We start from the raw sequence: 26,387 nt of genomic DNA, 5'->3' as shown, positions 1-26,387 counted from the left end.
GCTTCGAAGGGACCGAGATCGTGCGACGACGAGTTGTGTCGGCCGTGCTGGCCGCGACCGCACTCCTGCTGAGCACCGGATGCTCCTCCGATGCGGACGGCGGAGGAACACCGGGCGACGGCGACAGTACGACGTCAGGGGGCACGACGGCCCGCTCCTCCCCGTCCCGGCAGGCCGCCGACCAGGCCCCGCCCGCCAAGGGCTCGGTAAAGGTGGTCAGGACGGTCGCCACCGGACTGAACAGCCCCTGGGGTCTCGCCCCGCTGCCCGAGGGCGACCTGCTCGTCTCTTCCCGGGACAAGGGGACGATCACGCGGGTGGACGAGGAGACCGGCAAGAAGACGGAGCTGGGCGAGGTCGCGGGTGTCTCCCCGGCCGGCGAGGGCGGCCTCCTCGGCATCGCGCTCTCCCCGGACTTCGCCTCGGACCACATGATCTACGCGTACTTCACCTCGGCCTCGGACAACCGCATCGTGCGCGTGCTGTATGACGAGAAGAAGCCCGCCGGCGAGCAGCTGGGCGCTCCGGACACGATCTTCAAGGGCATCCCCAAGGGCTATATCCACAACGGCGGCCGGATCGCCTTCGGCCCGGACAAGATGCTCTACGCGGGCACGGGCGAGAGCGGTGAGCGGGGTCTGTCCCAGGACAAGAAGTCCCTGGGCGGCAAGATCCTGCGCCTGACCCCGGAGGGCGACCCGGCCCCGGGCAACCCGTTCCCGGGCTCGCCGGTGTACTCCTACGGCCACCGCAATGTGCAGGGCCTCACCTGGGACTCCGAACAGCGGCTGTTCGCCTCGGAGTTCGGCCAGGACACCTGGGACGAGCTGAACGCGATCAAGCCGGGCGGCAATTACGGCTGGCCGGTCGCCGAGGGCAAGTCCGACGACGCGAAGTTCCAGAACCCGATAGCCCAGTGGCACACGGACGACGCCTCCCCCAGCGGCGCCGCCTGGGCGGAGGGCTCGATCTGGATGGCGGGTCTGAAGGGCCAGCGGCTGTGGCGCATCCCGCTGAAGGGCACGGAGGCCGCGGCTGACCCGCAGTCCTTCCTGGACGGCAAGTACGGCCGGCTGCGCACGGTGGTCTCGGCCGGCGGCGACAAGCTGTGGCTCACGACCAGCAACACGGACGGCCGGGGCGACCCGAAGTCGGGAGACGACCGGATTCTGGAACTGGAGGTGAGCTAGGGCAGGGCCTAGGACCGGGAGTCACTCCTCGGCGCCGCCCACCTTCTCGGCGCCGCCCGCCTCCTCCGCGCCGCCCGTCTCCTTCGCGCCTCGCTCCTCGCCGCCCGCGCCCACCTCATCTGCCTCGCCCACCTCATCCGCCTCGTCCGGGTTCGGGCGCCGCACGACGACCTTCCCGGACGCGAGGTCTATCGGTCCGCGCCCGGGGTCGTTGTCGCCGACGTCCTCCCGGGACAGCTCCAGCCGTTTCTGCTCGTCATGGGTGTGCTTGCGCCCTGGTGCGAACAGTTCCTCGAACATGTTGAACACGGCGCCTCCGCTGCCGGTAGGTCACAGGGTCGAGCCCAGCGGGTCGGAGGGAAACAGCTCCAGCCGATGGGCCAGCGCCGCCGCCTCTCCCCTGCCTGAGACGCCCAGCTTGCCCAGTATGTTCGATACGTGGACGCTCGCCGTCTTCGGGGAGATGAAGAGTTCCTCGGCTATCTGCCGGTTGGTACGGCCGGCCGACACCAGGCGCAGCACGTCGCGCTCCCGGCTGGTGAGGCCCAGGGCCTCGACGGGGTCGGCGGGCCGCGGGGCCGGGAGGTGGTTCAGGGTGAGGCGGGCGCGCTGGGCCAGCAGAGCGACGGCGTCGGCGAGCGGGCGGGCGCCGAGGTGGTCGGCGACGGCGTGGGCCAGGCGCAGCAGCTCCGTGGCGCGGTCGCGTTCGTCCGCACGATCACGTCCCTCGGCGTGGTCGCGTCCCCCCGCACGGTCGTGTCCCTCCGCGCGGTCGCGTTCCTCGTCGGCGCCGGCCACGAGCAGGGCCTCGGCCAGGCGGTGCCGGGCCCGGGCGAGGTCGTAGGGGCGGTCGAGCCGTTCGAGTTCGGTGACCACCTCCGACCAGGTGTCCACGGTGTCGCGGCCCTCGGCGCGGGCGAGTTCGGCGCGTACCCACTTCTCGTGGGCAAGCCAGAGCGGGGAGTCGGTGGTGGCCGTCTTGGCGGTGTCGCGGAGCCGTTGGAGCACGGCGGCGCGGCCCTCGGCGGCGGCGGGCAGGGCGCGGGCGTCGGCCTCGGCGGTGGCGGCGGCCAGGAGCAGCGGCCAGCCGTACTGCTGGGTGCCGGGCGGCATGCCGGAGTCCAGGGCGCGGACGAGTTCGGCGCGGGCGTCGCGGATGCGGCCCTCGGCGGCGGCCACGCCGATCTCGATGCGGGAGAGGAGGAGGGTGTGCTGGGGCATGGGGTCGTGCGTGCCCAAGTAGCCGTGGGCGGCGGCCAGTTGGCGGGCGGCTTCGGGCAGGTCGCCCCGGCCGAGGGCGATATGGGCCAGGCAGACGGCGCCGCTGCCCTGGGGTTTGGCGTTGACCCCGACGCGCAGGGCGGACGCGGCGGCGTCGGTGGCCTCGTCCCAGCGGCCCAGGAGGTACAGGGCTTCCGAGAGGTTGGCCCACACCCAGGCCTCGGCGTCCAGCTGGCCGAACTTCCGCGTGTAGGCGAGGCCTTCCTCGAGGAGGGCCACGGCTTCCCGGGTGCGGCCGACGGCATCGAGTTCGGAGGGGAGGTTGACGTAGGCGCGGCCCGCGACATGGGCGACGCCTTCCGCCAGGGCCTGTTGCCTGACCTCCTCCATCTCGGCGAGGCCGGCTTCGACGGAGCCCGAGTCGACCATGAGGCCGCCGAGGGTGAGACGGGCGTTGAGTTCGATCTCGCGGGCGCCGACCATGCGCGCGTACTCGACGGCCCGCTCGGCGGCGACGAGGGCGTCGGGGCCGGGCTCGTGGAGCATGGACCAGTTGGCCGCGTTGGCGAGGACGTCGGCGTGCACCTCGGACGGCGGCAGGCCGCGGACCAGGTCCTGGGCGGTGCCCAGTTCCTGCCAGCCGTCGCCGCGGGCCTGGGCCTGCACCAGCCGGGAGCGCTGCACCCAGAACCAGGCGGCGCGCAGCGGGTCGTCCTCGTCCTCCAGCAGGTGCAGCGCGCGCTTGGTGATCTTCAGGGCGCGTTCGCGTTCCCCGCAGAGCCGGCCGGCGACGGCGGCCTCGGCCATCAGGTCGAGGTAGCGCAGGGGTGTGGTGGCGGGGTCGCAGCCGCAGGGCGGATAGATCTCGGTGTAGTCGACGGGGCGCAGGCCGGCGCGGATGTCCGCGGGGGCGGTGTCCCACAGCTCCATCGCCCGTTCCAGGAGCCGCAGTTGCTCGCTGTAGGCGTGCCGGCGGCGGGCCTCGACGGAGGCGTCGAGGACGGCGGGCAGGGCCTTGGCGGCGTTGTGCGAGTGGTACCAGTAGCTGGCCAGGCGCATCACGCGCTCGTCGGCGGGGACGAGGGTGCGGTCGCCCTCCAGGGCTTCGGCGTAGCGGCGGTTGAGGCGGGAGCGTTCGCCGGGCAGCAGGTCGTCGCCGACGGCCTCGCGGACCAGGGAGTGGCGGAAGCGGTAGCCGTCGCCGGCCGGAGTGGCGAGCAGGATGTTGGCGTTCACGGCGGCCCGCAGGGCCTCGATGAGGTCGTCCTCGGCGAGCCCGGCGACGGCGGCGAGCAGCCGGTACTCGACGGTGGAGCCGCCCTCGGCGACGATCCGGGCGACCCGCTGGGCGCTCTCCGGCAGACCCTCGACGCGGACCAGGAGCAGGTCGCGGAGGGTGTCGGTGAGGCCGGTGCAGCAGCCCTGGTGGGCGGCGACGGCGAGTTCCTCGACGAAGAAGGCGTTGCCGTCGGAGCGTTCGAAGATCTCGTCGACCAGGGCGGGGTCGGGTTCGGCGGCGCGGATGCCGGCGACCTGGCGGGCGACCTCGGCGCGGTTGAAGCGGCTCAGGTCCAGGCGGCGGACGGTGCGCAGCCGGTCGAGTTCGGCGAGCAGGGGGCGCAGCGGGTGCCGGCGGTGGATGTCGTCGGCGCGGTAGGTGGCCAGGACGACGAGGCGGCCGGTGCGCAGGGTGCGGAAGAGGTAGGCCAGGAGGTGGCGGGTGGAGGCGTCGGCCCAGTGCAGGTCCTCCAGGGCGACGACGACGGTGCGGTCGGCGGCGACGCGCTCCAGGACGCGGGCGGTGAGTTCGAAGAGGCGGGCCATGCCCTCCTCGTCGTGCCGGCCGGTGCCCTTGGCGGTGACCGCCTCGCCCAGTTCGGGCAGCAGGCGGTTCAGCTCCTCCTCCTGGCCGGCGGCCGCGGCGGCGAGTTCGTCGGGCAGTTCGCGGCGCAGGGCGCGCAGGGCGGTGGAGAAGGGGGCGAAGGGCAGTCCGTCGGCGCCGATCTCGACGCAGCCGCCGAGCGCGACGACGGCTCCCCGGCGGCAGGCCGCGGTGGCGAACTCCTCGACCAGGCGCGTCTTTCCGACGCCGGCCTCCCCGCCGAGCAGCACGGCCTGCGGCTCGCCCGCGGCGGCACGGGTGAGCGCGTCGTTCAGCGCGTCCAGCTCTTCGCTGCGGCCGACGAACACCGGACTGACGGACTTGGTCTCCACGAGCCCGAGCATCGCACGGGGGTCCGACAACAGGGCACCTGTTTTCGGTGCGGGGGCGGGGGTACGCGCGGCAACGGCCTCCCGGAGAACGACGGCGTTCTCCGGGAGGCCGTTGGCCGAGGCTCGGCGGGCGTCCCCTGGTCGGGGATCTTGAGGGCGGCCGTCCCCCGTGCGGCCGCCCTCGCCGGGCCCCGCGTTCACGCGGCGCGGGATCGTAGCCGCCGGACGAGCGGGGTATGGCTCTCGTCCTCGGCGCGGGCCTCGCGGCGAGCGGCGCGACGGGCGCGGACCGCCTCGCGGACCAGGCGCTCGTGCTCGGCCTGGCGGAGCAGTTCGGTGGAGCGGGCCTGCTGGAGCTCGTACTCGTACATGGTGTGTCCCTTGATCGGAATCGGTGTCGGGCTTCGCTCTGTGCGATGCCTCTACCTTCGTCTCCAAGGGGGGTGCGCCACATCGGGAGAGTTCCGCATCTTCGGGGGCCTCGGGGGCCTTAGACGCGCAGGAGGGGCCTCAGGAACTCCGTAAGGTGCTTACGGATGTCCTAAGACCCCTCGGGACCTGCGGTGATTCAGCTCGCGGACGGCAGTCCCAGCAGGACGTCGGTGTACTTGAGGACCGCCAGGAGCAGTCCTACGACACCGATGACGACGCCCGCCCAGGACACCGACTTGATCCACACCGGCTGCGGCTTGCCCGGGGCGCCGAACGCGGGGCGCACCAGCACCACGGCGCCGACGATCAGCGCGAGCAGCGCGAAGATGCCGGCCCACAGGGCGCTGGTCTTCCACGCGTCGCCGTACACCTCCTTGATCTGGGTGGCGACACTCGCCGTCGAGGAGGTGCCCAGCTGGCCCACGAGGGTCTCGCGCGCGGCGGCCACGGTGCCGATCCAGCCACCGGTCAGGGAGACCAGGCCGAGCACGGCGGACACGATCGCGCCCGCACCCTGGACGACGACTCCGGAGGTCGACTCCTCCTCGGCGAGGACGATCTCGTCCAGCTCGTCGTCGTCCGTGAGGTCGGCGTCGTCCGCCTCGTCGCCGGACCCGATGATCTCCGTGGAGCCGACGATGTCCGTCGCCTCTCCGGGCTCGGTGGCCTCGTTGTTCTCGGCCTTGGTGACGTCGACCGCCTCCTTGTCGCGCTTGTCTTCGGTGGCCTCGTTGGCGGCCTCGTCAGCTGTCTTGATTCCCATGCCTCGCACCGTACGGACGCAGTCTGAGAAGTCTCTTAATGATCGTCAACGCTTCTTGGCGATCATGGGGACCCCTATCGGTCGGCGGCACGCGCGCGTGCTTCACGCCACTCGGGGGCGAGGATCGACCACACCTCCAGGTCGTGCCGCACCCCACCATAGGGGTGCGCCTGCCGATGCACGCCATCGCGGGTCATTCCCAGGCGCCGGGCCACGTTCAGGCTGGGGGTGTTACCTGCCGCGGCGACCCATTCGACCCGGTGGATCCCCCGTTGTTCGACCGCGAAGTCGATCAGTACGCGCATCGCCCGGGTCACCAGGCCGCGCCCGGTGCCGGCGGGCTCCAGCCAGCAGCCGACCTCGCAGTTGCCGTTCTCCGCGTCGAAGTTCAGGAAGAGCACCCCGCCGACCAGCTTCCCCTCCAGCCACAGGCCGTGCAGGGAACCGGTGTCCGCGGCGCGCATGTCGGCGTACCGCTGGAGCATGGCCCGGGTGGAGTCGACGTCCGTCGCCTTCGAACCGAAGGCGATGAACTGTCCGATGAACTCCCGCCCGCGCTCCAGATGCGCGAGGAACTCCTCGGCGTGCCACGGTTCCAGGGGCCGCAGTTCCGCTCCGTCGTCACCCAGTGATGTCGCGTACATCGAGCTGATCCCCCTCCGCCAGTACGTCCGCCACCTCGGCGTCCGTTGCCGCGGCCAGCTTTGCACGCAGGTCGGCCTCTCGTGGTCCGCGCCGGTCGTCCCAGCCGGCCTGCCTTTCTGCCGGGGGTCCGGGGGTTGTCCCCCGGGGAAATGCAGCATGGGCGGCGCGGCACTCGGGCGGCTCGATGCTGATGCGCGGCAGCCTGGCGTCGAGCCAGCTCGGCAGCCACCAGTTGGCGCCGCCCAGCAGGTGCATGAGGGCGGGCACCAGGAGCGTACGGAGCACGAAGGCGTCGAGGGCGACGGCGGCGGCGAGCGCGATGCCGAACATGGCGATCACACGGTCGCCGCTGAGCACGAAGGCGAGGAAGACGGAGATCATGATGACCGCGGCGGAGTTGATCACCCGGCTGGTCTCGGCGAGCCCGACGCGCACGGCCCGCCGGTTGTCGCCGGTCTCCAGCCACTCCTCGTACATGCGGCTGACGAGGAAGACCTGGTAGTCCATGGAGAGTCCGAAGAGGACGGACACCATGATCACGGGGAGGAAGGGCTCGATCGGTCCGGCCCGGCCCAGGCCCAGCAGCTCGCTCCCCCAGCCCCACTGGAAAATCGCGACGACGACACCGAAGGCGGCGGCGACCGCGGCCACGTTCATCGCGGCGGCCTTCGCGGGGATGCCGAGGGAGCGGAAGGCGAGCAGCAGCAGGAGGCAGCCCAGGCCGATGACGACGCCGACGAAGAGGGGCAGCTTGCCGACGATGACCTCCGCGAAGTCGTCGTAGCTCGCGGTGACTCCGCCGACGTGGATGTCGAGCGAGGTGCCGGTCTCGGCGCGCGGGAGGACCTCGGTGCGCAGCCGGTCGACGAGGTCGCTGGTCCTCTGCGACTGGGGCGCGGAGTCCGGGACGATCGTGAAGTACCCGGTGTCGCCGCCCGAGTTGTACGTCACCGGGGTCACCGAGGCGACGCCCTCGGTGGTGCGGACGGTGGCGTCGAGGTTGTCGAGGGTGAGCTTGTCCTCGGCGCCGTCGACACGAGTCACCAGCGTGAGCGGGCCGTTGACGCCGGGACCGAAGCCCTCGGCGAGGAGGTCGTAGGCCTGGCGCGTGGTCGACGACTTGGCGTCGTTGCCCTGGTCGGAGGTGCCCAGGTGGAGGGAGAGGGTGGGCAGCGCGAGGACGGTCATGACGGCCAGCGCGATCGCGCCGAGCAGCTTGGGGTGGCGCTCCACGAAGGCCGACCAGCGGGCGGCGAGCCCGGTCGGCAGTTCGGGCTGGGGTCCGTGCTCGGTCAGCCGGCGCCGCTCGCGCCGGCTGAGGGCGCGCATCCCGATGAAGGACAGCAGCGCGGGCAGCAGGGTGACGGAGGCGGCGACCGTCAGGACGACGGTCAACGAAGCGGCGATCGCCACCCCGTTGAGGAAGCTCAGCCGCAGGATCAGCATCCCGAGCAGGGCTATGCAAACGGTGGCACCCGCGAAGACCACGGCCCGTCCGGTGGTGGTCACGGCGTTGACGGCCGCCTCGGCGACGGTGAGCCCGCGTTTCAGCCCGCGCCGGTGCCGGGTGACGATGAACAGGGCGTAGTCGATGCCGACGCCCAGCCCGATGAGCATGCCGAGCATGGGCGCGAAGTCGGCGACGGTCATGCCGTGTCCGAGCAGCACGATCGCGGCGTACGCGGTGCCGACCCCGACCAGCGCGGTCGCGATCGGCAGCAGCGAGGCGGCGAGGGAGCCGAAGGCGAGGAACAGCACGAGGGCGGCGACGACCACGCCGACCACCTCGGCCAGGTGCCCGCCGGCCGACTCGGTGAGCGCGACCGCGCTGCCGCCCAGCTCCACCTGGAGCCCCTCGGTCTCGGCGGACTCGGCGGTGTGGACGACGGCCGCGGCCCGGGCGCTGTCGATGTCCTCGGCGCGGTCGGCGAAGGTGACCGTGGCGTACGCGGTGTGCCCGTCCGCGCTGATCCGGGCGGCGCCCTGGTCGCCGTAGGGACCGGCCACCGAGGCGACTCCGGGCAGGTCCGCGATCGCGTCCAGGGTCTCGGTCATGGTCTGTTCGACGTCGGCGGCGCGGACGGTGCCGGACGAGGTGTGCCAGACGACGGTGTCGCTGTCGCCGCCGAGGTCCGGGAACCCCTCGCGCAGCAGTTCGGTGGCGCGGCCCGACTCGGTGCCGGGGGCCTCGTAGTCGTTCGAGTACGCGGAGCCCGCGACGGCGGCGGCCGCGGTGACTCCGCCGAAGGCCAGGAGCCACAGCAGGACGGCGACGAGTCGGTGCCGAACACACCAGCGTGCAAGGGCTGCCACGAACATGCTCCCGGGGACGATTTATGGATCTTTGACCGGGAAGAAGTCGTTCAGTACATGAACAGCCCGCAAAGAACGCATGAGCAATGCGTTGCCCACTCTCGCAGCCGGAAGAGATCGTTCCAGCCGTTCGTGCGTTTATTCACAGGAGTGGGAGCCAGATCACAGGACAGTAACGACGACTCTGTCACCTCAGTCGAACTGGTCCCCCAGCGCCATCACCATCGCCCCGACGACCAGCAGCCACAGCGCCCGTCTGGTGCGGCCCCGGGCACCCAGGACCGAGGCGAGCGCACAGACCGCGGCCCCGAAGGCGTAGGCGGCCGGCACGACCGACGGCGCGGATCCGGTGACGCGGAGCACGGCGGCGGCGAGCCCGGCCAGGGCGAGCAGCACCCCGGTCCCGGTCGCCGTCCAGCGGGCCCGGCGCGCGTCCCCGGCCGGATCCACGACGTCGTCGACGTCAGGTATCTCGGAATCGGCGCGTGCGTTCATGGCGGGCGAGCGTAGCGCGTCCTCCTGAGAAAGCGGCTGCGCGCCGGCCTCGGCTCCTGCTAGCTTCCGCTGGTCAGACGTCACCGGCCCCACGCCGACGACCAGAGCGGGTGCATTTTTTGAAGGTTCGATCGAGCTCCTACGCATCGCCTTCCACTACGAAGATCACAAGGAGCCCGTTCAACGATGTCCGACACCACTGCCGGGACCTCGAACGACCCGCTCGCTGACCGTCTGGCCCACCCGCGTTACCCGCGCAGCGGCCACTACGACGCCCGCTGGACCGTCGAGAACCAGATGGGCCCCCACGCCCTGTGGCTGCTGGAATGGCTGGCCCCCGCCCTGGGTCTGGACGCCCTGCGCCCCTGCGCGCGCGTCCTCGACCTGGGCTGCGGGCGGGCCATGACCTCCGTCTTCCTCGCCCGCGAGTACGACGTCCAGGTCACCGCCGCCGACCTGTGGGTGGCCCCCGACGACAACGCCCGCCGCATCGCCGAGGCCGGCTTCGCGGACCGGGTGCTGCCGCTCCGTGTCGAGGCGCACGACCTGCCGTTCAGCGAGGGCAGTTTCGACGCGATCGTGTCCGTCGACGCGTACCAGTACTTCGGCACGAACGACCTCTATCTGCCCACGCTGACCCGGCTGTTGAAGCCCGGCGGACGGATCGGCATCGTCGTACCGTCGCTGCGCGAGGAGATCGAGGGGGCCGAGCCGCCCGAGCATCTCAAGGCGCACTGGGACCCGGGCTTCTGGTCGTTCCACACCCCGGCTTGGTGGCGGCGCCACTGGACGCGCAGCGGGGCCGTGGAGGTGGAGACGGCCGACTGGCTGGAGGACGGCTGGCGCGACTGGCTGCTGTGGAGCGAGGTGTGCGCGCAGGAGAGTCCGTACGAGCACATGGCGCGGATGGCCCGTGAGTCGGTGGACCTGGTGAAGGCCGACCAGGGTCAACTCCTCGGCTTCTCCAGGATCGTGGGCCGCCGGGCATAAAGGGAACGGCCCCGGAGATCACGTCTCCGGGGCCGTTCACGGCGTACGGGGGACTCAGCCTTCGCTGACGCCCAACTGCTCCAGGATCAGTTCCTTGACGCGGGCCGCGTCGGCCTGACCGCGGGTCGCCTTCATGACCGCGCCGACCAGGGCGCCGGCCGCGGCCACCTTGCCACCGCGGATCTTGTCGGCGACGCCCGGGTTGCCGGCGATCGCCTCCTGGACCGCGGTGGTGAGGGCGCCGTCGTCCGAGACGACCTTCAGGCCGCGCTTGTCGACGACCTCGTCCGGGGTGCCCTCGCCCGCGAGGACGCCCTCGATGACCTGGCGGGCCAACTTGTCGTTCAGGTCACCGGAGTTCACCAGCGCGGTGACCCGGGCGACCTGCTCCGGCGTGATGGCCAGCTCGTCGATCGACGTGCCCGACTCGTTGGCGCTGCGCGCCAGTTCGCCCATCCACCACTTGCGCGCCGAGGCCGCGTCGGCGCCGGCGTCGATCGTGGCGACGATCGGGTCCAGCGCACCGGCGTTGATGATGGACTGCATGTCGAAGGCCGAGATGCCCCACTCGGCGAGCAGCCGGTTGCGGCGGGCCAGCGGCAGTTCGGGCAGTCCGGCGCGGATCTCCTCGACCCACTCGCGGGAGGGGGCCACCGGCACCAGGTCCGGCTCGGGGAAGTACCGGTAGTCCTCGGCCTCCTCCTTCACGCGGCCCGAGGTCGTGGACCCCGTGTCCTCGTGGAAGTGCCGGGTCTCCTGGATGATCGTGCCGCCCGAGTTCAGTACGGCGGCGTGCCGCTGGATCTCGAACCGGGCCGCCCGCTCCACGGAGCGAAGGGAGTTGACGTTCTTCGTCTCACTCCGCGTGCCGAACTTCTCGCGGCCGTGCGGGCGCAGCGACAGGTTCACGTCGCAGCGCATCTGGCCCTGCTCCATGCGGGCCTCGGAGACACCGAGCGCCTTGATGAGCTCGCGCAGTTCGGCGACGTACGCCTTCGCGACCTCGGGAGCGCGCTCGCCGGCGCCCTCGATCGGCTTGGTGACGATCTCGATGAGGGGGATGCCGGCGCGGTTGTAGTCGAGCAGCGAGTGCGAGGCGCCGTGGATACGGCCCGTCGCGCCGCCGACGTGCAGCGACTTGCCGGTGTCCTCCTCCATGTGGGCGCGCTCGATCTCCACGCGGAAGGTCTCGCCGTCCTCCAGCTGTACGTCGAGGTAGCCGTTGAAGGCGATCGGCTCGTCGTACTGGGAGGTCTGGAAGTTCTTCGGCATGTCCGGATAGAAGTAGTTCTTCCGGGCGAAGCGGCACCACTCGGCGATCTCGCAGTTCAGCGCGAGACCGATCTTGACCGCCGACTCGATGCCGATCGCGTTGACGACCGGGAGCGCGCCGGGCAGGCCGAGGCAGGTGGGGCAGGTCTGTGAGTTGGGCTCGGCGCCCAGCTCGGTCGAACACCCGCAGAACATCTTGGTCTTGGTGCCGAGTTCGACATGGACCTCAAGGCCCATGACGGGGTCGTACGTCGCCAGGGCGTCCTCGTACGACACCAGCTCGTCGGTCGTGGTGGTCACGGTGAAACTTCCCTCTCAGCCCAGCAGGACGTCGTCGTCGCCCAGCCGCTTCAGCTCGCGGTACAGGATGGCGAGGCCGGTGACGATGGCGGCGGCGGATACGGCGGCGTCGACGAGCCTCAGGAAGTCGCCGTCCTCGCGGGCGAGCTTGGCCTGCTTGGCGACGCTGAGCGCACCGAAGGCGGTGCTCGCGAACGACACGTACACGCCCGTCTTCGACTTCTTGAAGTTCTTGGCCTTCTTTGCCATGGCACTCACAGCGACGGAGCCTCCTCGATCAGCGGGTGACCCCACCTTTCCACGAAGGCGGCCTCGACGGCGGCGCCGACCTTGTAAAGCCGGTCGTCCTTCAGCGCCGGGGCGATGATCTGGAGCCCGACCGGGAGGTTGTCCTCCGGGGCGAGACCGCAGGGCAGCGACATGGCGGCGTTGCCCGCGAGGTTGGTCGGGATGGTGCACAGGTCCGCGAGGTACATCGCCATCGGGTCGTCGGCACGCTCGCCGATCGCGAAGGCGGTGGTCGGCGTCGTGGGCGACACGATGACGTCCACCTGCTCGAAGGCCTTCTCGAAGTCCCGCGTGATGAGCGTGCGGACCTTCTGGGCGGAGCCGTAGTAGGCGTCGTAGTAGCCGCTCGACAGCGCGTACGTGCCCAGCATGATGCGCCGCTTCACCTCGGGCCCGAAGCCGGCCTCACGGGTGAGGGAGGTGACCTCCTCGGCCGAGTGGGTGCCGTCGTCGCCCACGCGCGCGCCGTAGCGCAGACCGTCGAAGCGGGCGAGGTTGGAGGAGCACTCGGAGGGCGCGATGAGGTAGTACGCCGACAGGGCGAGGTCGAAGGACGGACAGTCCAGCTCCACGATCTCGGCGCCCAGCCCCTTCAGCAGTTCGACGGACTCGTCGAAGCGCTGGAGGACACCGGCCTGGTAGCCCTCGCCGCGGAACTGCTTGACGACGCCGACGCGCATGCCCTCGACGCTGCCGTTGCGGGCGGCCTCGACGACCGGCGGGACCGGGGCGTCGATCGAGGTGGAGTCGAGCGGGTCGTGTCCGGCGATGACCTCGTGCAGGAGCGCCGCGTCCAGGACCGTACGGGCGCAGGGCCCGCCCTGGTCGAGGGAGGACGAGAACGCGACCATGCCGTAGCGGGAGACCGCGCCGTACGTGGGCTTCACGCCGACCGTGCCGGTGACGGAGGCCGGCTGGCGGATGGAGCCGCCGGTGTCGGTGCCGATGGCGAGGGGCGCCTGGAAGGAGGCGAGCGCGGCGGACGAGCCACCGCCGGAGCCGCCGGGGATCTTGGTCAGGTCCCAGGGGTTGCCGGTCGGGCCGTACGCGCTGTTCTCGGTGGAGGACCCCATGGCGAACTCGTCCATGTTGGTCTTGCCGAGGATGACGACGTCGGCGGCCTTCAGCCGCTTGGTGACCGTCGCGTCGTACGGCGGGATCCAGCCTTCGAGGATCTTGGAGCCGACCGTGGTCGGGATGCCCTCGGTGGTGAAGATGTCCTTGAGCGCGAGCGGTACGCCGGCCAGCGGGCCGAGCTGCTCGCCCCTGGCGCGCTTCTCGTCGACGGCACGGGCCTGCGCGAGGGCGCCCTCGCGGTCGACGTGCAGGAAGGCGTGCACCTTCGCGTCGACCTCCTCGATGCGGGCGAGGTGGGCCTCGGTGACCTCGACGGCGGTGAGCACGCCGGACGCGATGTTCGCGGCGGTCTCGGCGGCGGTCAGCCGGATGATGCTGCTGTGGTCCGTCATGGTGATTAGTCCTCCCCCAGGATCTGCGGCACCTTGAAACGCTGCTGCTCCTGGGCCGGGGCGCCGGAGAGCGCCTGCTCGGGGGTGAGCGAGGGACGGACCTCGTCCGCGCGCATGACGTTCGTCAGCGGCAGCGGGTGGGAGGTCGGCGGTACGTCTTGGTCGGCGACCTCGCTGACGCGGGCGACCGCGCCGATGATGTCGTCCAGCTGTCCCGCGAAGTGGTCGAGCTCTTCGGGCTTCAGCTCCAGACGCGCCAGCCGGGCGAGGTGGGCGACCTCCTCGCGCGTGATGCCAGGCATGCGGCGTTCCTCTGGGGTGAGTACGGTTTGCTTTGCCGCCAATCCTATGGGGCGAGTGCCTCTGGCCGTTAAACGGTTTCCCCGACGCCGGCGTTGGAGGCTGCACAACGGGTCGTCGGGTGTCTGCGGGTACATCGGGGCTGAGCGCGCAGTTCCTCGCGCCCCTTACGAGGCGCTGCCGCTCAGGTCACTCCGCGGCCTCCGCCGCCGGAAGCGCCGCCCTTGGGCGCTGCCAGCCCCTCGACCCTCGCGCCAGCAGCCACGCCGTCGTTTCCTCCGACGGCATCGCCGCCGCCACCAGCCAGCCCTGTACGGCGTCGCAGCCCAGGTCGCGCAGGCGTTCCCAGGTCTCGTCGTCCTCGACGCCCTCGGCGACGACCAGCAGGCCGAGGGAGTGCGCGAGGTCGACCGTGCAGCGCACGATCTCCGCGTCCTCGGTGTCGTAGGCGAGGCGGGCCACGAAGGAACGGTCGATCTTCAGTTCGCTCACCGGGAGCCGCCGCAGATGCACCAGCGAGGAGTAACCGGTGCCGAAGTCGTCCAGCGACATCTTGACGCCGTGCCCGGTCAGTCCGGCGAGGGTGTCGGCGGCGCGCTGCGGGTCCTCGAGGAGGACGTGTTCGGTTATCTCCAGCTGGAGCGAGCCCGCCGGGACCCCGTGCCGGGCCAGGCGTGCGGCGACCGAGCCCGCGAACCCGGGCGTGTGGACGTCACGCGGCGAGACGTTGACCGCCACCGGCACGAACAGCCCCTGCGCCCGCCACCTGGCCACCTGCGCGAGCGCCGTGTCCAGTACGTACTCCGTGAGATGGGGCATCAGCCCCGAGGACTCGGCGATCGCTATGAACTCGTCCGGCGGGACCTTGCCGCGCTCGGGATGCACCCAGCGGACGAGCGCCTCCAGGCCGGCCACCTGACCGTCGAAACGGACCTTGGGCTGGTAGTGCAGCTGCACCTCGTGCGCGTCCAGGGCGCGGCGCAGATCGCCCAGCAGCCCGAGCCGGTCCGGGGTGTTGGAGTCCCGCTTGGACTCGTAGACCTCGACGCCCGTACGGTCCCGCTTCGCCTGGTACATCGCCACGTCCGCCCGCCGCAGCAGCCCCTCGGCGTCCAGCGCGTGGTCGGGGAAGACGGCGACGCCCGCGCTGGCCTCCAGGACGAGGGTGAGCCCGTCGAGGTCGAGCGGGGAGGAGAGGGCGGCGACCAGGTTGCGGGCGACCCGGGTCGCGGAGGTCGTGGAGTCGGCGACCGGCAGGAGGACGGCGAACTCGTCGCCGCCGAGCCGGGCGGCCTCGGCGCCGCGGGGCAGCGCCACCCGCAGCCGGTCCGCTATCTGCAACAGCAGCCGGTCACCGGCGAGATGGCCCAGGGTGTCGTTGACGGACCGGAAGCGGTCCAGGTCGATGAGCATCAGGGCGGCGCGGGCGCCGATGCGCTCGGCGTCGTCCAGCGCGGTCCAGATGCGCTCCAGGAGCCACTGGCGGTTGGGCAGCCCGGTCAGCGGGTCACGCAGCTGCTCCTCGGCCCGGGCGCGGGCTATCCACAGGGTGGAGTCGAGGGCGATCAGCGGGATGGCGAACAGCGGCAGCAGCACCGGCTGGGCGGCGGCGACCACGCAGACCAGCGGGGCGATGCCGAGCAGCGCGATCACGACCAGGCCCTGTCTGACCAGGGCGGTGCGGGCGACGGTGGGCAGTCCGCCGCGGTGCGGGGCGTGCAGGTACCAGAGCAGGGCTCGGGTGACGAGGAGGTAGGCGGCGGCGACCAGCACCACTTGGGGGGCGGCGTAGACCGTCCAGTGCTCCGGGTTCCAGGGCCGCTCGACCGACGGCACCCGTCCGAAGGCGCCCAGCACGAGCGCGCCGGCGCCGATGCCGAGGATGTCCACCGCGCCGTGCAGCACGCCCTGGCGCCAGCGGTTGCGCCGGGCTATGCCGACCAGCACGACGACGGTGAGGCTGACCATGCCGGCGGGCACCCAGCCGTACAGCAGCAGGACGGCGAGGGTCAGGGCGGCGCCCGAGCCGGTGCCGCCCCACCAGCGGGCGCGGCCGAGCATGACCAGGTGGCCGACGATGATGCCGGTCAGTACCGCCAGGGCCCAGCCGACGGTGCCGGACGGGAAGAGCGCGTGGTCGTCGGTGAACGCCCGGTAGAAGCCGGCGCCGAGGACGAAGGCGGCGGCCGCGACGACCGCCGCGGGCAGCGCGGGCCAGGACAGTTGGCGTTCGGCTTCGGCGTCCTGCAGTGCGGAGGAGTGGCCGGGGCCGCGTCCGTCGGGCACGGTGAACTGTCCGCCGGCCCGCCCTTCCACGCCGGGACGCGCCGAGGACCGTCCGCCCAGGCGGCTCCCCCGCCAGACGCCGCTGGTCAGGCGTCGGCGCAGCCGTGAGTCCGGGGCGGCGCTCTCGGTCGGTTCCATTCCCGTCCCTCTCACAGCCGGCGGTGCCCACGCCACGCGGTCCGCTGTCCGACATCCGTCAGCGGATCCGCGTCGGAAAACCCTTCCCCTTGCTCACCAGGAGCACGAGGTTGCCCCGACCGCAGCTGGGCACGGCAGGCGCACATCTCAACAGTAGGCCGCAGAAGGCTTCCACGGGCAGCGGTCGACCACGGTTGCCCGAATGCGACCCGGCCACCCGTATGCATCTGGTATGCGCCGATCGGGTGGCCTTCAACCGCTACTCCTCTGTGGGAAGCGCGACTTCGGCCGCCGCTTCGGGTCCCTGTTCCAGCAGGACGGTGAAGCCGTCCTCGTTCAGAACGGGGACCTTCAGCTGCATCGCCTTGTCGTACTTCGAACCAGGATTGTCACCCACAACCACGAAAGCCGTCTTCTTCGAAACAGAACCGGTCACTTTCGCTCCGCGTTCCTGGAGGGCCTCCTTGGCGCCGTCCCGGGTGAAGTGGTCGAGGGTGCCGGTGACGACGACGGTCAGTCCTTCGAGCGGACGCGGCCCCTCGTCCTCGTCGGAGACCTCGTCCTCCATGCGGACGCCGGCCGCCCTCCACTTGCGCAGGATCTCCTGGTGCCAGTCCTCGGCGAACCACTCCTTGAGCGAGGCGGCGATGATCGACCCGACACCGTCGGTGTCCGTCAACTCCTGCTCGGTGGCCTGCTCGATACGGTCGATCGAGCGGAAGTTGCGCGCCAGCGCCTCGGCGGCGACCGGGCCGACGTGCCGGATCGACAGACCGGTGAGAACACGGGCGAGCGGGCTCTCCTTGGCCGCCGCGATGGTCTCCAGCATCGCGAGGGCATTCTTCTTCGGCTCGCCCTGCTGGTTGGCGAAGACCGTGGCGATCTTCTCCTCGCCGGTCTTCGGGTCCCGCTTGGGCAGTCCGCTGTCCTGGTCGAGGACGTAGGCCCTGATGGGCAGCAACTGCTCGATGGTGAGGTCGAACAGGTCGCCCTCGTCCCGCAGCGGCGGGTCGGCCGGCTCCAGCGGGTTGGTGAGGGCCGCCGCGGCCACATACCCGAAGTGATCGATGTCGAGCGCTTTTCGACCGGCGAGGTAGAAGACCCGCTCGCGCAACTGGGCGGGGCAGGCACGGGCGTTCGGGCAGCGGAGGTCGATGTCGCCCTCCTTCATCGGCCGCAGTGCCGTACCGCACTCGGGGCACTCGGCCGGCATCACGAACTCCCGCTCGCTGCCGTCGCGCAGGTCGACGACCGGGCCGAGGATCTCCGGGATGACCTCACCGGCCTTGCGCAGCACCACGGTGTCGCCGATGAGGACGCCCTTGGCCTTGACCACGTCCTGGTTGTGCAGGGTGGCGAACTCGACCTCCGAGCCGGCCACCGTCACCGGCTCGACCTGGGCGTAGGGCGTGACCCGGCCCGTACGCCCCACACCGACACGGATGTTGATGAGCTTGGTGTTGACCTCCTCGGGCGCGTACTTGTACGCGATCGCCCAGCGCGGCGCGCGCGAGGTCGAGCCGAGGCGGCCCTGGAGCGGGATCTCGTCGAGCTTGACGACCACACCGTCGATCTCGTGCTCGACGGAGTGCCGGTTCTCGCCGTAGTACGCGATGAACTCCCGTACGCCGTCGAGGCCTTCGACCACCTTGTTGTGCGGGGAGGTGGGCAGGCCCCAGGTCTTGAGGAGGTCGTAGGCCTGGGAGAGGCGGGTGAGGCCGTCGAAGCCCTCCAGGACGCCGATGCCGTGGACGACCATGTGCAGCGGGCGGGTGGCGGTGACGCGCGGGTCCTTCTGGCGCAGCGAACCCGCCGCCGCGTTACGGGGGTTGGCGAAGGGCTTGTCGCCGGCCTCGACCAGGCGGGCGTTGAGCTCCTCGAACTTCTCCATCGGGAAGTAGACCTCGCCGCGGATCTCCACCACGTCCGGGACCCGGTCGCCGTGCAGCCGGTCCGGGATCTCGGCGATCGTGCGGACGTTGGGCGTGATGTCCTCGCCCGTGCGGCCGTCGCCGCGGGTCGCCGCGCGCGTGAGGCGGCCGTGCTCGTAGGTGAGGTTGACGGCGAGGCCGTCGACCTTCAGCTCGCACAGCAGGTGGTAGTCGGTCGTGCCGACGTCCTTGGCGACGCGCTCGGCCCACGCCGCCAACTCCTCCTCGCTGAAGGCGTTGTCGAGGGAGAGCATCCGGGAGCGGTGCACGACCGACGTGAACTCGGTCTCGTAGGCGCCCGCGACCTTCTGCGTCGGCGAGTCCGGCGTCCGCAGCTCCGGGTACTCCTTCTCCAACGCCTCGAGGGAGCGCAGGAGTTTGTCGAACTCCGCGTCGCTGACGACCGGGGCGTCGTTCACGTAGTACCGGAAGCGGTGCTCCTCGATCTGCTCAGCGAGTTGCGCGTGCTTCTCCCGTGCCTGTGCGGGCACCGTCGTCTCCGCTTGCTTGTCGCCGGCCACCGTGTTGTCCTCCCGTTACTCAGGGTTGTCCGCGAGGGATCTCGCCGCCTGGACGCAGTGGGCGAGCGCCTTGCGCGCGTACTCCGGGGAAGCGCCCGCGAGTCCGCACGCCGGGGTCACCGTGACCGCCTCCGCGAGAAGCCCCGGCGACAGCCCCAGCCTGCGCCACAACGTCCTGACACCCATGACGCTACCGGCCGGGTCCGACAATCGGGCGTCCGTGCCGGGCACGACACCGGCGAAGAGCCGGGCGCCCGCTTCCACCGCCTCGCCGATCACGTCGTCGTCACGCTCGGTGAGGAGCGAGAGGTCGAAGGAGACGGCCGCCGCGCCCGCCCGGCGCAGCAGGGCGAACGGGACGTCGGGGGCGCAGGAGTGGACCACGACGGGTCCGTCCGCGTGCACGCCGACGACATCGCGGAGGGTGGCCTCGACGAGCTGGCGGTCCACGGCCCGGTGGGTGCGGTAGCCGCTGGCGGACCGCACCTGGCCGCGCAGGACGGCGGTGATCGAGGGCTCGTCGAGCTGGAGGGTCACCTGGGCGCCCGGGATGCGGCGCCCGACCTCCTCCAGGTGTGACCGCAGGCCCTCGGCGAGCGAGGCGGCGAGGTCGCGGCAGGCGCCGGGATCGGAGAGCACGGCCTCGCCGTTGCGCAGCTCCAGCGCGGCGGCCAGCGTCCACGGGCCGACGGCCTGCACCTTCAGCGGGCCCTCGTACCTCTGGGTGAACTCCTCCAGGGCGTCGAGGTCTTCGCCGAGCCAGGACTGGGCGCGCTTGGTGTCCCGGCCCGGCCGGTCCCCGAGCCGCCAGCCGCTGGGCTCCACGCGCGCGTACAACTCGACGAGCAGGCCCGCGGTCCGCCCGATCATGTCGGCGCCGGGGCCGCGGGCGGGCAGCTCGGCGAGGAACGGGAAGTCGTCCAGGGACCCGGTGACGGTCTTGGCGGCCTCGCGCGCGTCCTCGCCCGGCATCGAACCGACGCCGGTGGCCGCACCGAACATGAACTGGCTGTTTTGACTCACCAGCGAAGACTACGGAATCCGGACGGGCCCACGGAATCGGTCGGCGGAGGTCAGTGCCCCGGCCGTACCGTCAGGTCGTTGATCTCCGCGTCCCTGGGCAGGTCGAGCGCCGTCAGGATGGTCGTCGCGACCGACTCCGGGTCGATCCACTGCGACGCGTCGTACTCCTTGCCCTCCTGCTGGTGCACCTTGGCCTGCATCGGGCTCGCCGTGCGGCCCGGGTAGACGGAGGTGACCCGGACGCCGTTGCCGTGCTCCTCGTGCCGCAGCGAGTCGGCGAGGGCCTTGAGTCCGTGCTTGGAGGCGGCGTACGCGGACCAGTCGGCGCTCGCCCGCAGTCCCGCGCCGGAGTTGACGAAGAGCACCTGGCCGCGGGCGGCGCGGAGTTGGGGCAGGAAGTGGCGGGTCAGTTCGGCGGGCGCGACGAGGTTGACGTTGAGCTGGTGGCGCCAGGACTTGGGGGTGAGGTCGCCGACCGGGCCCAGGTCGACCACGCCGGCGATGTGCAGCAGCGAGTCCACGCGGTCCGGCAGCGACTGGTGCGAGAAGGCCCAGGACAGCTTGTCGGGGTCGGCCAGGTCGCCGACGAGCGTCCGGGCGCCGGGGAACTCCGCCGCCAGTTCCTTCGCCCGGCCGGCGTCGCGCGCGTGCAGCACGAGGTCGTCCCCGCGCGTGTGGAGGCGGCGGGCGACGGCCGCGCCGATGCCGGAGCCCGCTCCGGTGATCACATGGGTAGCCATGCCCGCCATGCTCGCATCACCGCGTGCCGGCCGACTCCTCCAGGTAGGCGAGCGCGCCCACCGGCTCCTCGGCGAAGAACACCAGGTCGGTCAGGGGCAGCGGCAGGAAGCCCTCGGTCTCCATGCGGCGGAACTGTTCCTTCAGGCCGTCGTAGAAGCCCGCGGTGTTGAGCAGCACGACCGGCTTGTCGGTGTGGCCGTGCTTCTTCAGCTCCAGGATCTCGGTGGCCTCGTCGAGCGTTCCGGTGCCGCCCACCATGATCACCACGGCGTCGGCCTTCTCCAGGAGCAGCCTCTTGCGCTCGGCGAGGTCCTTCGCGATCACCATCTCGTCGGCGCCGGGGTGCACCATCGCCGCCAGGAAGTCGACGGAGACGCCGACGAGCCGTCCGCCGGCCTCCTTCACACCGTCGGCGACCACCTTCATCAGACCGGTGTCCGAACCGCCCCACACGAGCGTGTGACCGCCCTTGCCCAGCAGTTCCGCGAACTCGCGCGCGGGGCGCGTGTAGCGGTCGTCGAGGTCGGCGGCGGAGAGGAAGACGCAGATTCGCATGAAGCAAGGGTAGGCGGGAACAACCCGGCCCCCGCCGCTGTCATCCCTGTATGGCTACTGGACACACGATCACCATCGAGAAGAGCGACCAGCGCGTGCGCGTGGTGCACGGCGATCTGATTCTGGCCGAGAGCGACCGGCCCCTCGTCCTGCACGAGACCGGCTCCCCGGTGCGCTACTACATCCCCGCCGAGGACGTCCGGCTCGATCTCCTCACGCCCTCCGAGTCGCACACCGTGTGCCCCTTCAAGGGCACCGCCTCCTACTGGTCCCTGCCGGACGCGCCGGACCTGGTGTGGGCCTACCCCGACCCCAAGTCCGACGTCGCCGAGATCAAGGACCACCTCTGCTTCTACGACGTCGAGGTCATCGGCTGACGCCCGCGGCCTCCGCCGTCCGGACGGTCGACGCGATGGTCGCGGAGCCGACGACGCGGGTGCCGTCGTACAGGACGATCGCCTGGCCCGGGGCGACGCCGCGGACCGGCTCCCTGAAGGTGACCTCCAGGGAGCCGTCGACGAGTTCGGCGTCGACCTCCGTCTCGCCGCCGTGGGCGCGGAGCTGGGCCGTGTAGGTGCCGGGTCCGGTCGGTGCGGTGCCGCACCAGCGGGGCCTGATCGCGGTGAGCGCGCTGACGTCGAGGGCGGCGGCCGGGCCGACCGTCACCGTGTTGTCCACCGGCGAGATGTCCAGGACGTAGCGCGGCTTGCCGTCGGGGGCCGGGGTGCCGATGCGCAGGCCCTTGCGCTGGCCGATGGTGAAGCCGAACGCGCCCTCGTGCGAGCCGACGACCGCGCCGGACTCGTCGACGATGTCGCCCTCGGCCTTGCCCAGGCGGTTCGCGAGGAAGCCCTGGGTGTCGCCGTCGGCGATGAAGCAGATGTCGTGCGAGTCGGGCTTCTTGGCGACCGCGAGGCCGCGGCGCTCGGCCTCGGCACGGATCTCGTCCTTGGTCGTGAGGGTGTCGCCCAGCGGGAAGAGCGCGTGCGCCAACTGCCGGTCGTCCAGCACCCCGAGGACGTAGGACTGGTCCTTGGCCATGTCGGAGGCGCGGTGCAGCTCGCGCGTGCCGTCCGCGTGCACGAGCACCTTGGCGTAGTGGCCGGTGCAGACGGCGTCGAAGCCGAGGGCGAGCGCCTTGTCGAGGAGGGCGGCGAACTTGATCTTCTCGTTGCAGCGCAGACACGGGTTCGGGGTGCGCCCCGCCTCGTACTCGGCGACGAAGTCCTCGACGACGTCCTCGCGGAAGCGGTCGGCGAGGTCCCAGACGTAGAACGGGATGCCGATGACGTCGGCGGCACGGCGGGCGTCGCGCGAGTCCTCGATGGTGCAACAGCCCCGCGCGCCCGTGCGGAACGATTGCGGGTTCGCGGAGAGCGCGAGGTGGACGCCGGTCACGTCGTGGCCGGCTTCGGCGGCGCGCGCGGCGGCGACGGCGGAGTCCACGCCGCCGGACATGGCGGCCAGGACACGGAGGGGGCGCTGCGGGATGTCAGTCATAGCCCTTCAAGGGTAAGGGGCCGCGGGAACCGGAGCCCGCGAGTATCCGTTGTGGATCACATGGGGGCGAGCGAGAGCGACAAGGACCGGCGCATCGGGCGGCGGGCACTGCTGGTCGGCGGGGCCGCGGCGGCCGTCGGCACGGCCGTGCTGGCCCGCGGTGAGCTGGCTCACCTGTGGTGGCGGCTGCCCGGGGTCCGGAAGCCGCGCGTCGAGGGGGCGGTGGACTTCAGGGGCGCGCTGTGGGTGGCGGCCTCCTCGGAGAACTTCCGGTGGGCGGACCGGCCGGACGACTACGCGATAGACCGGGTGATCATCCATGTCACCCAGGGCAGTTACGCGAGCGCGGTCAAGGTCTTCCAGGACCCGGCTCACCAGGCCGCGGCCCACTACATCGTCCGTAAGGACGGTGACGTCACGCAGATGATCCGCGAGCTGGACGTGGCGTACCACGCGGGCAACAGGGAGTTCAACGAACGCAGTGTGGGCATCGAGCACGAGGGCTTCGTGGACCGCCCGCAGGACTTCACGGACGCGATGTACGCGGCCTCCGCGCGCCTGACGGCGAACATCTGCGAGCGGTACGGAATACCCGTCGACCGGGAGCACGTCATCGGGCACGTGGAGGTGCCGGGGACGGACCACACGGACCCGGGGACCCACTGGGACTGGGACCGTTACATGGGGCTCGTGCGACGGGCCGAACAGGCCTGACCTCGGGTTCCGTCAGTGATGCAATCGTAATGTTGTGCGTGGCCTCCGCGCTTCATGTGTCCGTTGCGTCCCGCCTCCGCGGCGCGAGCTGCGCCGCATCAACTTGGCCTTCCCTCAAGGGAGTTGACGGAGAGTTCTTGATCACGGCTGTCGCACAGGCTGCGGGGCTGCCCCCTAAGTTCGCCCCAGTTCTTACACAGCCCTTAGGTCAAACATCCCCGCCATGACTGACTCCACAGAGCCCGGCACCGGCACGGGCCGAAGCGACAAGGGCGTCCACCGCAAGGCGGGCCAGGCCAAGACCGAGCACACCAAGACGAGCAGGGGCAGGGGCGGCAAGGGCGTCCACCGCCGCAAGTTCCTCGGCGGCATGGCGGGCGCCGCGGGCCTCGCGGCGGTCGCGGCGGCCGGCACGACCTTCTCGCTGCTGACCGACGCGAAGGGGAACAAGGCGGGCGCGGCCACCAGCACCGCGACCCTGACCGTCCCGGACCTCCTGGAAGGCACCACCGCCGACAGCACCACCACCTTCACCCTGGAGGCCAAGACCGGCACGCACGAGGTGATCTCGGGGGTCACCAGCACCACGATGGGCTACAACCAGGACTTCCTGGGCCCCACCCTGAAGTGGACCAACGGCAACGCGGTCGTCCTCAACATCACCAACAACATCGGCGAGGACACGACGGTCCACTTCCACGGCGCCCACGTGCCGCCGAAGATGGACGGCGGCCCGCAGGTCGCGTTCGCGGACGGCGAGACCTGGTCGCCCTCGTTCACGGTCAAGGACCCGGCGACCACGCTCTGGTACCACCCGCACGCGCTGGGCACCACCGCCAAGCAGGCCGTGCACGGCCTGGCCGGGATGATCATCGTCGAGGACTCCACGGACGCGTCCGCCGCGCTGCCCAGCGACTACGGCGTCGACGACGTCCCGCTCATCTTCCAGTCCCTCGCCGTGGACACCGACGGGGACATCAAGTACGACGCGGCCGGCTACCGGCTGAGCACCACGGCGTTCCCCCTCCTGCTCAACGGGACCAACGTGGACGACACCACCCTCACCTTCACCGCCACCAAGACGCGGACCCGGTTCCGCGCCCTGAACGCCTCGCCGTCCGACATCATCACGATCCAGCGCAGCGACGGCGGCACCCTCACGCAGATCAGCACCGACCAGGGCTACCTGACCGCGGCCACCGAGGTGACCACGATCCGCCTGGTGGCCGGCGCCCGTGCCGAGTTCGTCATGGACCTCTCCGCGGACGCCACCCTGCAGGCCGTGGTCACCACCGGCTGGATCCGCGGCGGCAGCGGCACGTACGACGTCCTCGCGGTGACGGCGAGCGGCACCGACACTCCGGACGACCTGCCCAGCACCCTCAACACCATCGAGCGGTACGACACCAGCGACTTCACCGCCCGGACGATCACGCTGGGCCAGAACGGCGCCACCATGCTGATCAACGGGTCGGCGGGCACGACCATGGCCGCGATGGCGATGATCAGTACGACGGTCGGCGCGAAGGAGATCTGGACGATCCAGAACGCCACCCAGTTGGAACACTCGTTCCACCTGCACGACGTGCCGTATCAGCTGATCTCCGTCAACGGCGAGGATCCCACCGGTGTCCAGCTCGGCTGGTACGACACCTACGAGGTGGTCGGCGGCGGCAGCATCGAGATCGCCATGGAGTTCACGGACTTCTCCGACGACACCTATATGTACATGCTCCACTGCCATCTCCTGCAGCACGAGGACGAGGGCATGATGGCCTCCCTCATGGTGACGGAGAGCTAGCGGGAGCGGTCCTGTCAGGTCAGTCCGGCGGCGCGGGCCCGCTCCACCGCCGGGCCGATCGCCTTGGCCACCGCCTCCACGTCGGCCTCCGTGGAGGTGTGGCCGAGGGAGAAGCGCAGGGTGCCGCGGGCCAGGTCCGGGTCGGTGCCGGTGGCCAGCAGGACGTGGCTGGGCTGGGCGACGCCCGCGGTGCAGGCCGAGCCGGTGGAGCACTCGATGCCCTGGGCGTCCAGCAGCAGAAGCAGCGAGTCGCCCTCGCAACCGGGGAACGTGAAGTGGGCGTTGGCCGGCAGCCGGTCCTGCGGGTCACCCCCGAGGATCGCGTCCGGGACCGCCGTACGCACCGCCTCGACCAGACTGTCGCGCAGGGCGCCGATCTCCCGCGTGAACCACTCGCGCTGCTCGGCGGCGAGGCGTCCCGCCACCGCGAAGGAGGCGATCGCCGGGACGTCGAGGGTGCCCGAGCGGACATGGCGCTCCTGGCCACCGCCGTGCAGGACGGGGACGGGGGTGTACTCGCGGCCCAGGAGCAGCGCGCCGATGCCGTAGGGGCCGCCGATCTTGTGGCCCGAGACCGTCATCGCGGCGAGTCCGGAGGCGGCGAAGTCGACCGCCACCTGGCCGAAGGCCTGGACCGCGTCGGAGTGCAGCGGGACCCCGAACTCCTGTGCCGCCTCGGCCAGTTCACGGACCGGCGAGACGGTGCCGATCTCGTTGTTGGCCCACATCACGGTGGCCAGGGCCACGTCGTCGGGGTTGCGGGCGATCGCCTCGCGCAGGGCCTCGGGGTGGACGCGGCCGTAGGAGTCGACCGGCAGGTACTCGACGGTGGCGCCCTCGTGCTCGCCGAGCCAGTGGACGGCGTCCAGGACGGCGTGGTGCTCGACGGGGCTGGCCAGGACGCGGGTGCGGGCCGGGTCGGCGTCGCGGCGGGCCCAGTACAGGCCCTTCACCGCGAGGTTGTCGGCCTCGGTGCCGCCGGAGGTGAACACCACCTCGCTGGGGCGGGCGCCGAGCGATTCGGCGAGCGCCTCGCGGGCTTCCTCGACCGAGCGGCGGGCCTTGCGGCCGGAAGCGTGGAGGGAGGAGGCGTTGCCCGTGATGCTCAGGTGGGCCGTCATCGCCTCTACTGCCTCGGGAAGCATCGGGGTGGTCGCGGCGTGGTCGAGGTATGCCATGGTGAAGACGATTCTACGGGGGGCTCCGCCGTGGAACCGAGGGGCACCGCGGTCGACTCGACCGGTGGGTAACTGCGGCCGTGCGGGGCACGCTTGTCCGAACGCTG

The 26,387-nt window shown here is 71.3% G+C and carries 23 protein-coding genes; 5 read left to right on the top strand and 18 right to left on the bottom strand.

Going from position 1 to position 26,387, the window contains the following annotated elements; translation table 11 throughout:
• The first annotated feature begins 20 nt into the window (after positions 1–20).
• A complete protein-coding gene (locus ACIP6U_RS26630; protein WP_401722572.1) occupies positions 21–1,190 on the top strand; it encodes a PQQ-dependent sugar dehydrogenase in 1,170 nt (389 codons plus the stop codon).
• Positions 1,191–1,211: 21 nt separating this feature from the next.
• Here the strand turns inward: ACIP6U_RS26630 and ACIP6U_RS26625 are convergent, their stop codons facing one another.
• The 7 genes from ACIP6U_RS26625 to ACIP6U_RS26595 all read right to left on the bottom strand — a co-directional run bounded on the left by ACIP6U_RS26625 (position 1,212) and on the right by ACIP6U_RS26595 (position 9,273).
• The gene (locus ACIP6U_RS26625) at positions 1,212–1,490 is read right to left on the bottom strand and encodes a DUF6191 domain-containing protein (RefSeq protein WP_401723102.1); all 279 of its coding nucleotides are present in this window, start codon (positions 1,488–1,490) and stop codon (positions 1,212–1,214) included.
• A 30-nt stretch (positions 1,491–1,520) separates the two neighbouring features.
• The gene (locus ACIP6U_RS26620) at positions 1,521–4,637 is read right to left on the bottom strand and encodes a BREX system ATP-binding domain-containing protein (protein WP_401723100.1); all 3,117 of its coding nucleotides are present in this window, start codon (positions 4,635–4,637) and stop codon (positions 1,521–1,523) included.
• A gap of 185 nt (positions 4,638–4,822) precedes the next feature.
• Positions 4,823–4,996 carry a hypothetical protein gene (locus tag ACIP6U_RS26615; protein ID WP_401722570.1) on the bottom strand — a complete coding sequence of 58 codons (174 nt, stop codon included), beginning with the start codon at positions 4,994–4,996 and terminating at the stop codon, positions 4,823–4,825.
• A 197-nt stretch (positions 4,997–5,193) separates the two neighbouring features.
• Positions 5,194–5,820 carry a hypothetical protein gene (locus ACIP6U_RS26610; RefSeq protein WP_401722569.1) on the bottom strand — a complete coding sequence of 209 codons (627 nt, stop codon included), beginning with the start codon at positions 5,818–5,820 and terminating at the stop codon, positions 5,194–5,196.
• Between the two features lie 74 nt (positions 5,821–5,894).
• Positions 5,895–6,464: a GNAT family N-acetyltransferase gene (locus ACIP6U_RS26605; protein WP_401722566.1), complete on the bottom strand. Its 570-nt coding sequence runs from the start codon at positions 6,462–6,464 to the stop codon at positions 5,895–5,897.
• Positions 6,442–8,778 (bottom strand): MMPL family transporter, encoded by a 2,337-nt coding sequence (locus tag ACIP6U_RS26600; RefSeq protein ID WP_401722563.1) that lies wholly within the window; start codon positions 8,776–8,778, stop codon positions 6,442–6,444. Before ACIP6U_RS26600 ends, ACIP6U_RS26605 begins: the two co-directional genes overlap by 23 nt.
• Before the next feature lie 192 nt (positions 8,779–8,970).
• Positions 8,971–9,273, bottom strand: coding sequence for a hypothetical protein (locus tag ACIP6U_RS26595; protein ID WP_401722560.1), 303 nt, complete (start codon positions 9,271–9,273; stop codon positions 8,971–8,973).
• A gap of 186 nt (positions 9,274–9,459) precedes the next feature.
• On the opposite strand from ACIP6U_RS26595, the gene ACIP6U_RS26590 reads away from it, so the two are divergent.
• Entirely contained in the window at positions 9,460–10,263 is an 804-nt protein-coding gene (locus ACIP6U_RS26590; protein WP_401722557.1) for a methyltransferase domain-containing protein, read from the top strand.
• A 54-nt stretch (positions 10,264–10,317) separates the two neighbouring features.
• Here the strand turns inward: ACIP6U_RS26590 and gatB are convergent, their stop codons facing one another.
• The 9 genes from gatB to ACIP6U_RS26545 form a co-directional block, all read right to left on the bottom strand.
• Positions 10,318–11,835 carry an Asp-tRNA(Asn)/Glu-tRNA(Gln) amidotransferase subunit GatB gene (gene gatB / locus ACIP6U_RS26585; protein ID WP_401722554.1) on the bottom strand — a complete coding sequence of 506 codons (1,518 nt, stop codon included), beginning with the start codon at positions 11,833–11,835 and terminating at the stop codon, positions 10,318–10,320.
• A gap of 15 nt (positions 11,836–11,850) precedes the next feature.
• Positions 11,851–12,084: a hypothetical protein gene (locus ACIP6U_RS26580; RefSeq protein WP_401723097.1), complete on the bottom strand. Its 234-nt coding sequence runs from the start codon at positions 12,082–12,084 to the stop codon at positions 11,851–11,853.
• A gap of 5 nt (positions 12,085–12,089) precedes the next feature.
• A complete protein-coding gene (gene gatA / locus ACIP6U_RS26575; protein ID WP_401722551.1) occupies positions 12,090–13,592 on the bottom strand; it encodes an Asp-tRNA(Asn)/Glu-tRNA(Gln) amidotransferase subunit GatA in 1,503 nt (500 codons plus the stop codon).
• Between the two features lie 5 nt (positions 13,593–13,597).
• Complete coding sequence (gene gatC / locus ACIP6U_RS26570) at positions 13,598–13,894, bottom strand: Asp-tRNA(Asn)/Glu-tRNA(Gln) amidotransferase subunit GatC (protein ID WP_018531282.1); 297 nt, start codon at positions 13,892–13,894, stop codon at positions 13,598–13,600.
• 187 nt (positions 13,895–14,081) lie between these two features.
• A complete protein-coding gene (locus ACIP6U_RS26565; protein ID WP_401722549.1) occupies positions 14,082–16,316 on the bottom strand; it encodes a putative bifunctional diguanylate cyclase/phosphodiesterase in 2,235 nt (744 codons plus the stop codon).
• 259 nt (positions 16,317–16,575) lie between these two features.
• Positions 16,576–18,768: an NAD-dependent DNA ligase LigA gene (ligA, locus tag ACIP6U_RS26560; protein ID WP_401722546.1), complete on the bottom strand. Its 2,193-nt coding sequence runs from the start codon at positions 18,766–18,768 to the stop codon at positions 16,576–16,578.
• Between the two features lie 15 nt (positions 18,769–18,783).
• Positions 18,784–19,791 (bottom strand): methionine synthase, encoded by a 1,008-nt coding sequence (locus ACIP6U_RS26555; protein ID WP_401722544.1) that lies wholly within the window; start codon positions 19,789–19,791, stop codon positions 18,784–18,786.
• Positions 19,792–19,841: 50 nt separating this feature from the next.
• The gene (locus ACIP6U_RS26550; RefSeq protein ID WP_401722541.1) at positions 19,842–20,540 is read right to left on the bottom strand and encodes an SDR family oxidoreductase; all 699 of its coding nucleotides are present in this window, start codon (positions 20,538–20,540) and stop codon (positions 19,842–19,844) included.
• A 7-nt stretch (positions 20,541–20,547) separates the two neighbouring features.
• Positions 20,548–21,087, bottom strand: coding sequence for a TIGR00730 family Rossman fold protein (locus tag ACIP6U_RS26545; protein WP_401722538.1), 540 nt, complete (start codon positions 21,085–21,087; stop codon positions 20,548–20,550).
• Positions 21,088–21,137: 50 nt separating this feature from the next.
• On the opposite strand from ACIP6U_RS26545, the gene ACIP6U_RS26540 reads away from it, so the two are divergent.
• Positions 21,138–21,464 (top strand): DUF427 domain-containing protein, encoded by a 327-nt coding sequence (locus tag ACIP6U_RS26540; RefSeq protein WP_401722536.1) that lies wholly within the window; start codon positions 21,138–21,140, stop codon positions 21,462–21,464.
• Here ACIP6U_RS26540 and mnmA read toward each other — a convergent pair.
• The gene (mnmA, locus tag ACIP6U_RS26535; RefSeq protein ID WP_401722534.1) at positions 21,454–22,587 is read right to left on the bottom strand and encodes a tRNA 2-thiouridine(34) synthase MnmA; all 1,134 of its coding nucleotides are present in this window, start codon (positions 22,585–22,587) and stop codon (positions 21,454–21,456) included. The two genes, ACIP6U_RS26540 and mnmA, sit on opposite strands and share 11 nt — an antisense overlap.
• A 60-nt stretch (positions 22,588–22,647) precedes the next feature.
• Between mnmA and ACIP6U_RS26530 the strand changes: the two genes are divergently transcribed.
• Positions 22,648–23,301 carry an N-acetylmuramoyl-L-alanine amidase gene (locus ACIP6U_RS26530; RefSeq protein ID WP_401722531.1) on the top strand — a complete coding sequence of 218 codons (654 nt, stop codon included), beginning with the start codon at positions 22,648–22,650 and terminating at the stop codon, positions 23,299–23,301.
• 223 nt (positions 23,302–23,524) lie between these two features.
• Positions 23,525–25,102, top strand: coding sequence for a multicopper oxidase family protein (locus ACIP6U_RS26525; RefSeq protein ID WP_401722528.1), 1,578 nt, complete (start codon positions 23,525–23,527; stop codon positions 25,100–25,102).
• A gap of 14 nt (positions 25,103–25,116) precedes the next feature.
• On the opposite strand, the gene ACIP6U_RS26520 is transcribed toward ACIP6U_RS26525, so the two are convergent.
• Positions 25,117–26,280: a cysteine desulfurase family protein gene (locus ACIP6U_RS26520; RefSeq protein ID WP_401722526.1), complete on the bottom strand. Its 1,164-nt coding sequence runs from the start codon at positions 26,278–26,280 to the stop codon at positions 25,117–25,119.
• Between the last annotated feature and the right edge of the window lie 107 nt (positions 26,281–26,387).

Origin of the sequence: Streptomyces sp. NPDC088794, assembly GCF_044750545.1 — a bacterium.
Taxonomy (GTDB): domain Bacteria; phylum Actinomycetota; class Actinomycetes; order Streptomycetales; family Streptomycetaceae; genus Streptomyces.
The sequence above is the reverse complement of the archived record's forward strand: the minus strand, read 5'-3'. Positions and strand labels throughout refer to the sequence as shown.

What these genes read in the sequence shown, in the direction of transcription:
- ACIP6U_RS26595 (WP_401722560.1), bottom strand. Translation starts at nt 9,273, where the DNA reads ATGAACGCACGCGCCGATTCCGAGATACCTGACGTCGACGACGTCGTG.
- ACIP6U_RS26545 (WP_401722538.1), bottom strand. Translation starts at nt 21,087, where the DNA reads ATGCGAATCTGCGTCTTCCTCTCCGCCGCCGACCTCGACGACCGCTAC.
- ACIP6U_RS26525 (WP_401722528.1), top strand. Translation starts at nt 23,525, where the DNA reads ATGACTGACTCCACAGAGCCCGGCACCGGCACGGGCCGAAGCGACAAG.
- ACIP6U_RS26615 (WP_401722570.1), bottom strand. Translation starts at nt 4,996, where the DNA reads ATGTACGAGTACGAGCTCCAGCAGGCCCGCTCCACCGAACTGCTCCGC.
- ACIP6U_RS26625 (WP_401723102.1), bottom strand. Translation starts at nt 1,490, where the DNA reads ATGTTCGAGGAACTGTTCGCACCAGGGCGCAAGCACACCCATGACGAG.
- ACIP6U_RS26530 (WP_401722531.1), top strand. Translation starts at nt 22,648, where the DNA reads ATGGGGGCGAGCGAGAGCGACAAGGACCGGCGCATCGGGCGGCGGGCA.
- ACIP6U_RS26605 (WP_401722566.1), bottom strand. Translation starts at nt 6,464, where the DNA reads ATGTACGCGACATCACTGGGTGACGACGGAGCGGAACTGCGGCCCCTG.
- ACIP6U_RS26520 (WP_401722526.1), bottom strand. Translation starts at nt 26,280, where the DNA reads ATGGCATACCTCGACCACGCCGCGACCACCCCGATGCTTCCCGAGGCA.
- ACIP6U_RS26565 (WP_401722549.1), bottom strand. Translation starts at nt 16,316, where the DNA reads ATGGAACCGACCGAGAGCGCCGCCCCGGACTCACGGCTGCGCCGACGC.
- ACIP6U_RS26620 (WP_401723100.1), bottom strand. Translation starts at nt 4,637, where the DNA reads ATGCTCGGGCTCGTGGAGACCAAGTCCGTCAGTCCGGTGTTCGTCGGC.
- gatC (WP_018531282.1), bottom strand. Translation starts at nt 13,894, where the DNA reads ATGCCTGGCATCACGCGCGAGGAGGTCGCCCACCTCGCCCGGCTGGCG.
- ACIP6U_RS26550 (WP_401722541.1), bottom strand. Translation starts at nt 20,540, where the DNA reads ATGGCGGGCATGGCTACCCATGTGATCACCGGAGCGGGCTCCGGCATC.
- ACIP6U_RS26590 (WP_401722557.1), top strand. Translation starts at nt 9,460, where the DNA reads ATGTCCGACACCACTGCCGGGACCTCGAACGACCCGCTCGCTGACCGT.
- ACIP6U_RS26610 (WP_401722569.1), bottom strand. Translation starts at nt 5,820, where the DNA reads ATGGGAATCAAGACAGCTGACGAGGCCGCCAACGAGGCCACCGAAGAC.
- mnmA (WP_401722534.1), bottom strand. Translation starts at nt 22,587, where the DNA reads ATGACTGACATCCCGCAGCGCCCCCTCCGTGTCCTGGCCGCCATGTCC.
- ACIP6U_RS26580 (WP_401723097.1), bottom strand. Translation starts at nt 12,084, where the DNA reads ATGGCAAAGAAGGCCAAGAACTTCAAGAAGTCGAAGACGGGCGTGTAC.
- gatA (WP_401722551.1), bottom strand. Translation starts at nt 13,592, where the DNA reads ATGACGGACCACAGCAGCATCATCCGGCTGACCGCCGCCGAGACCGCC.
- ACIP6U_RS26540 (WP_401722536.1), top strand. Translation starts at nt 21,138, where the DNA reads ATGGCTACTGGACACACGATCACCATCGAGAAGAGCGACCAGCGCGTG.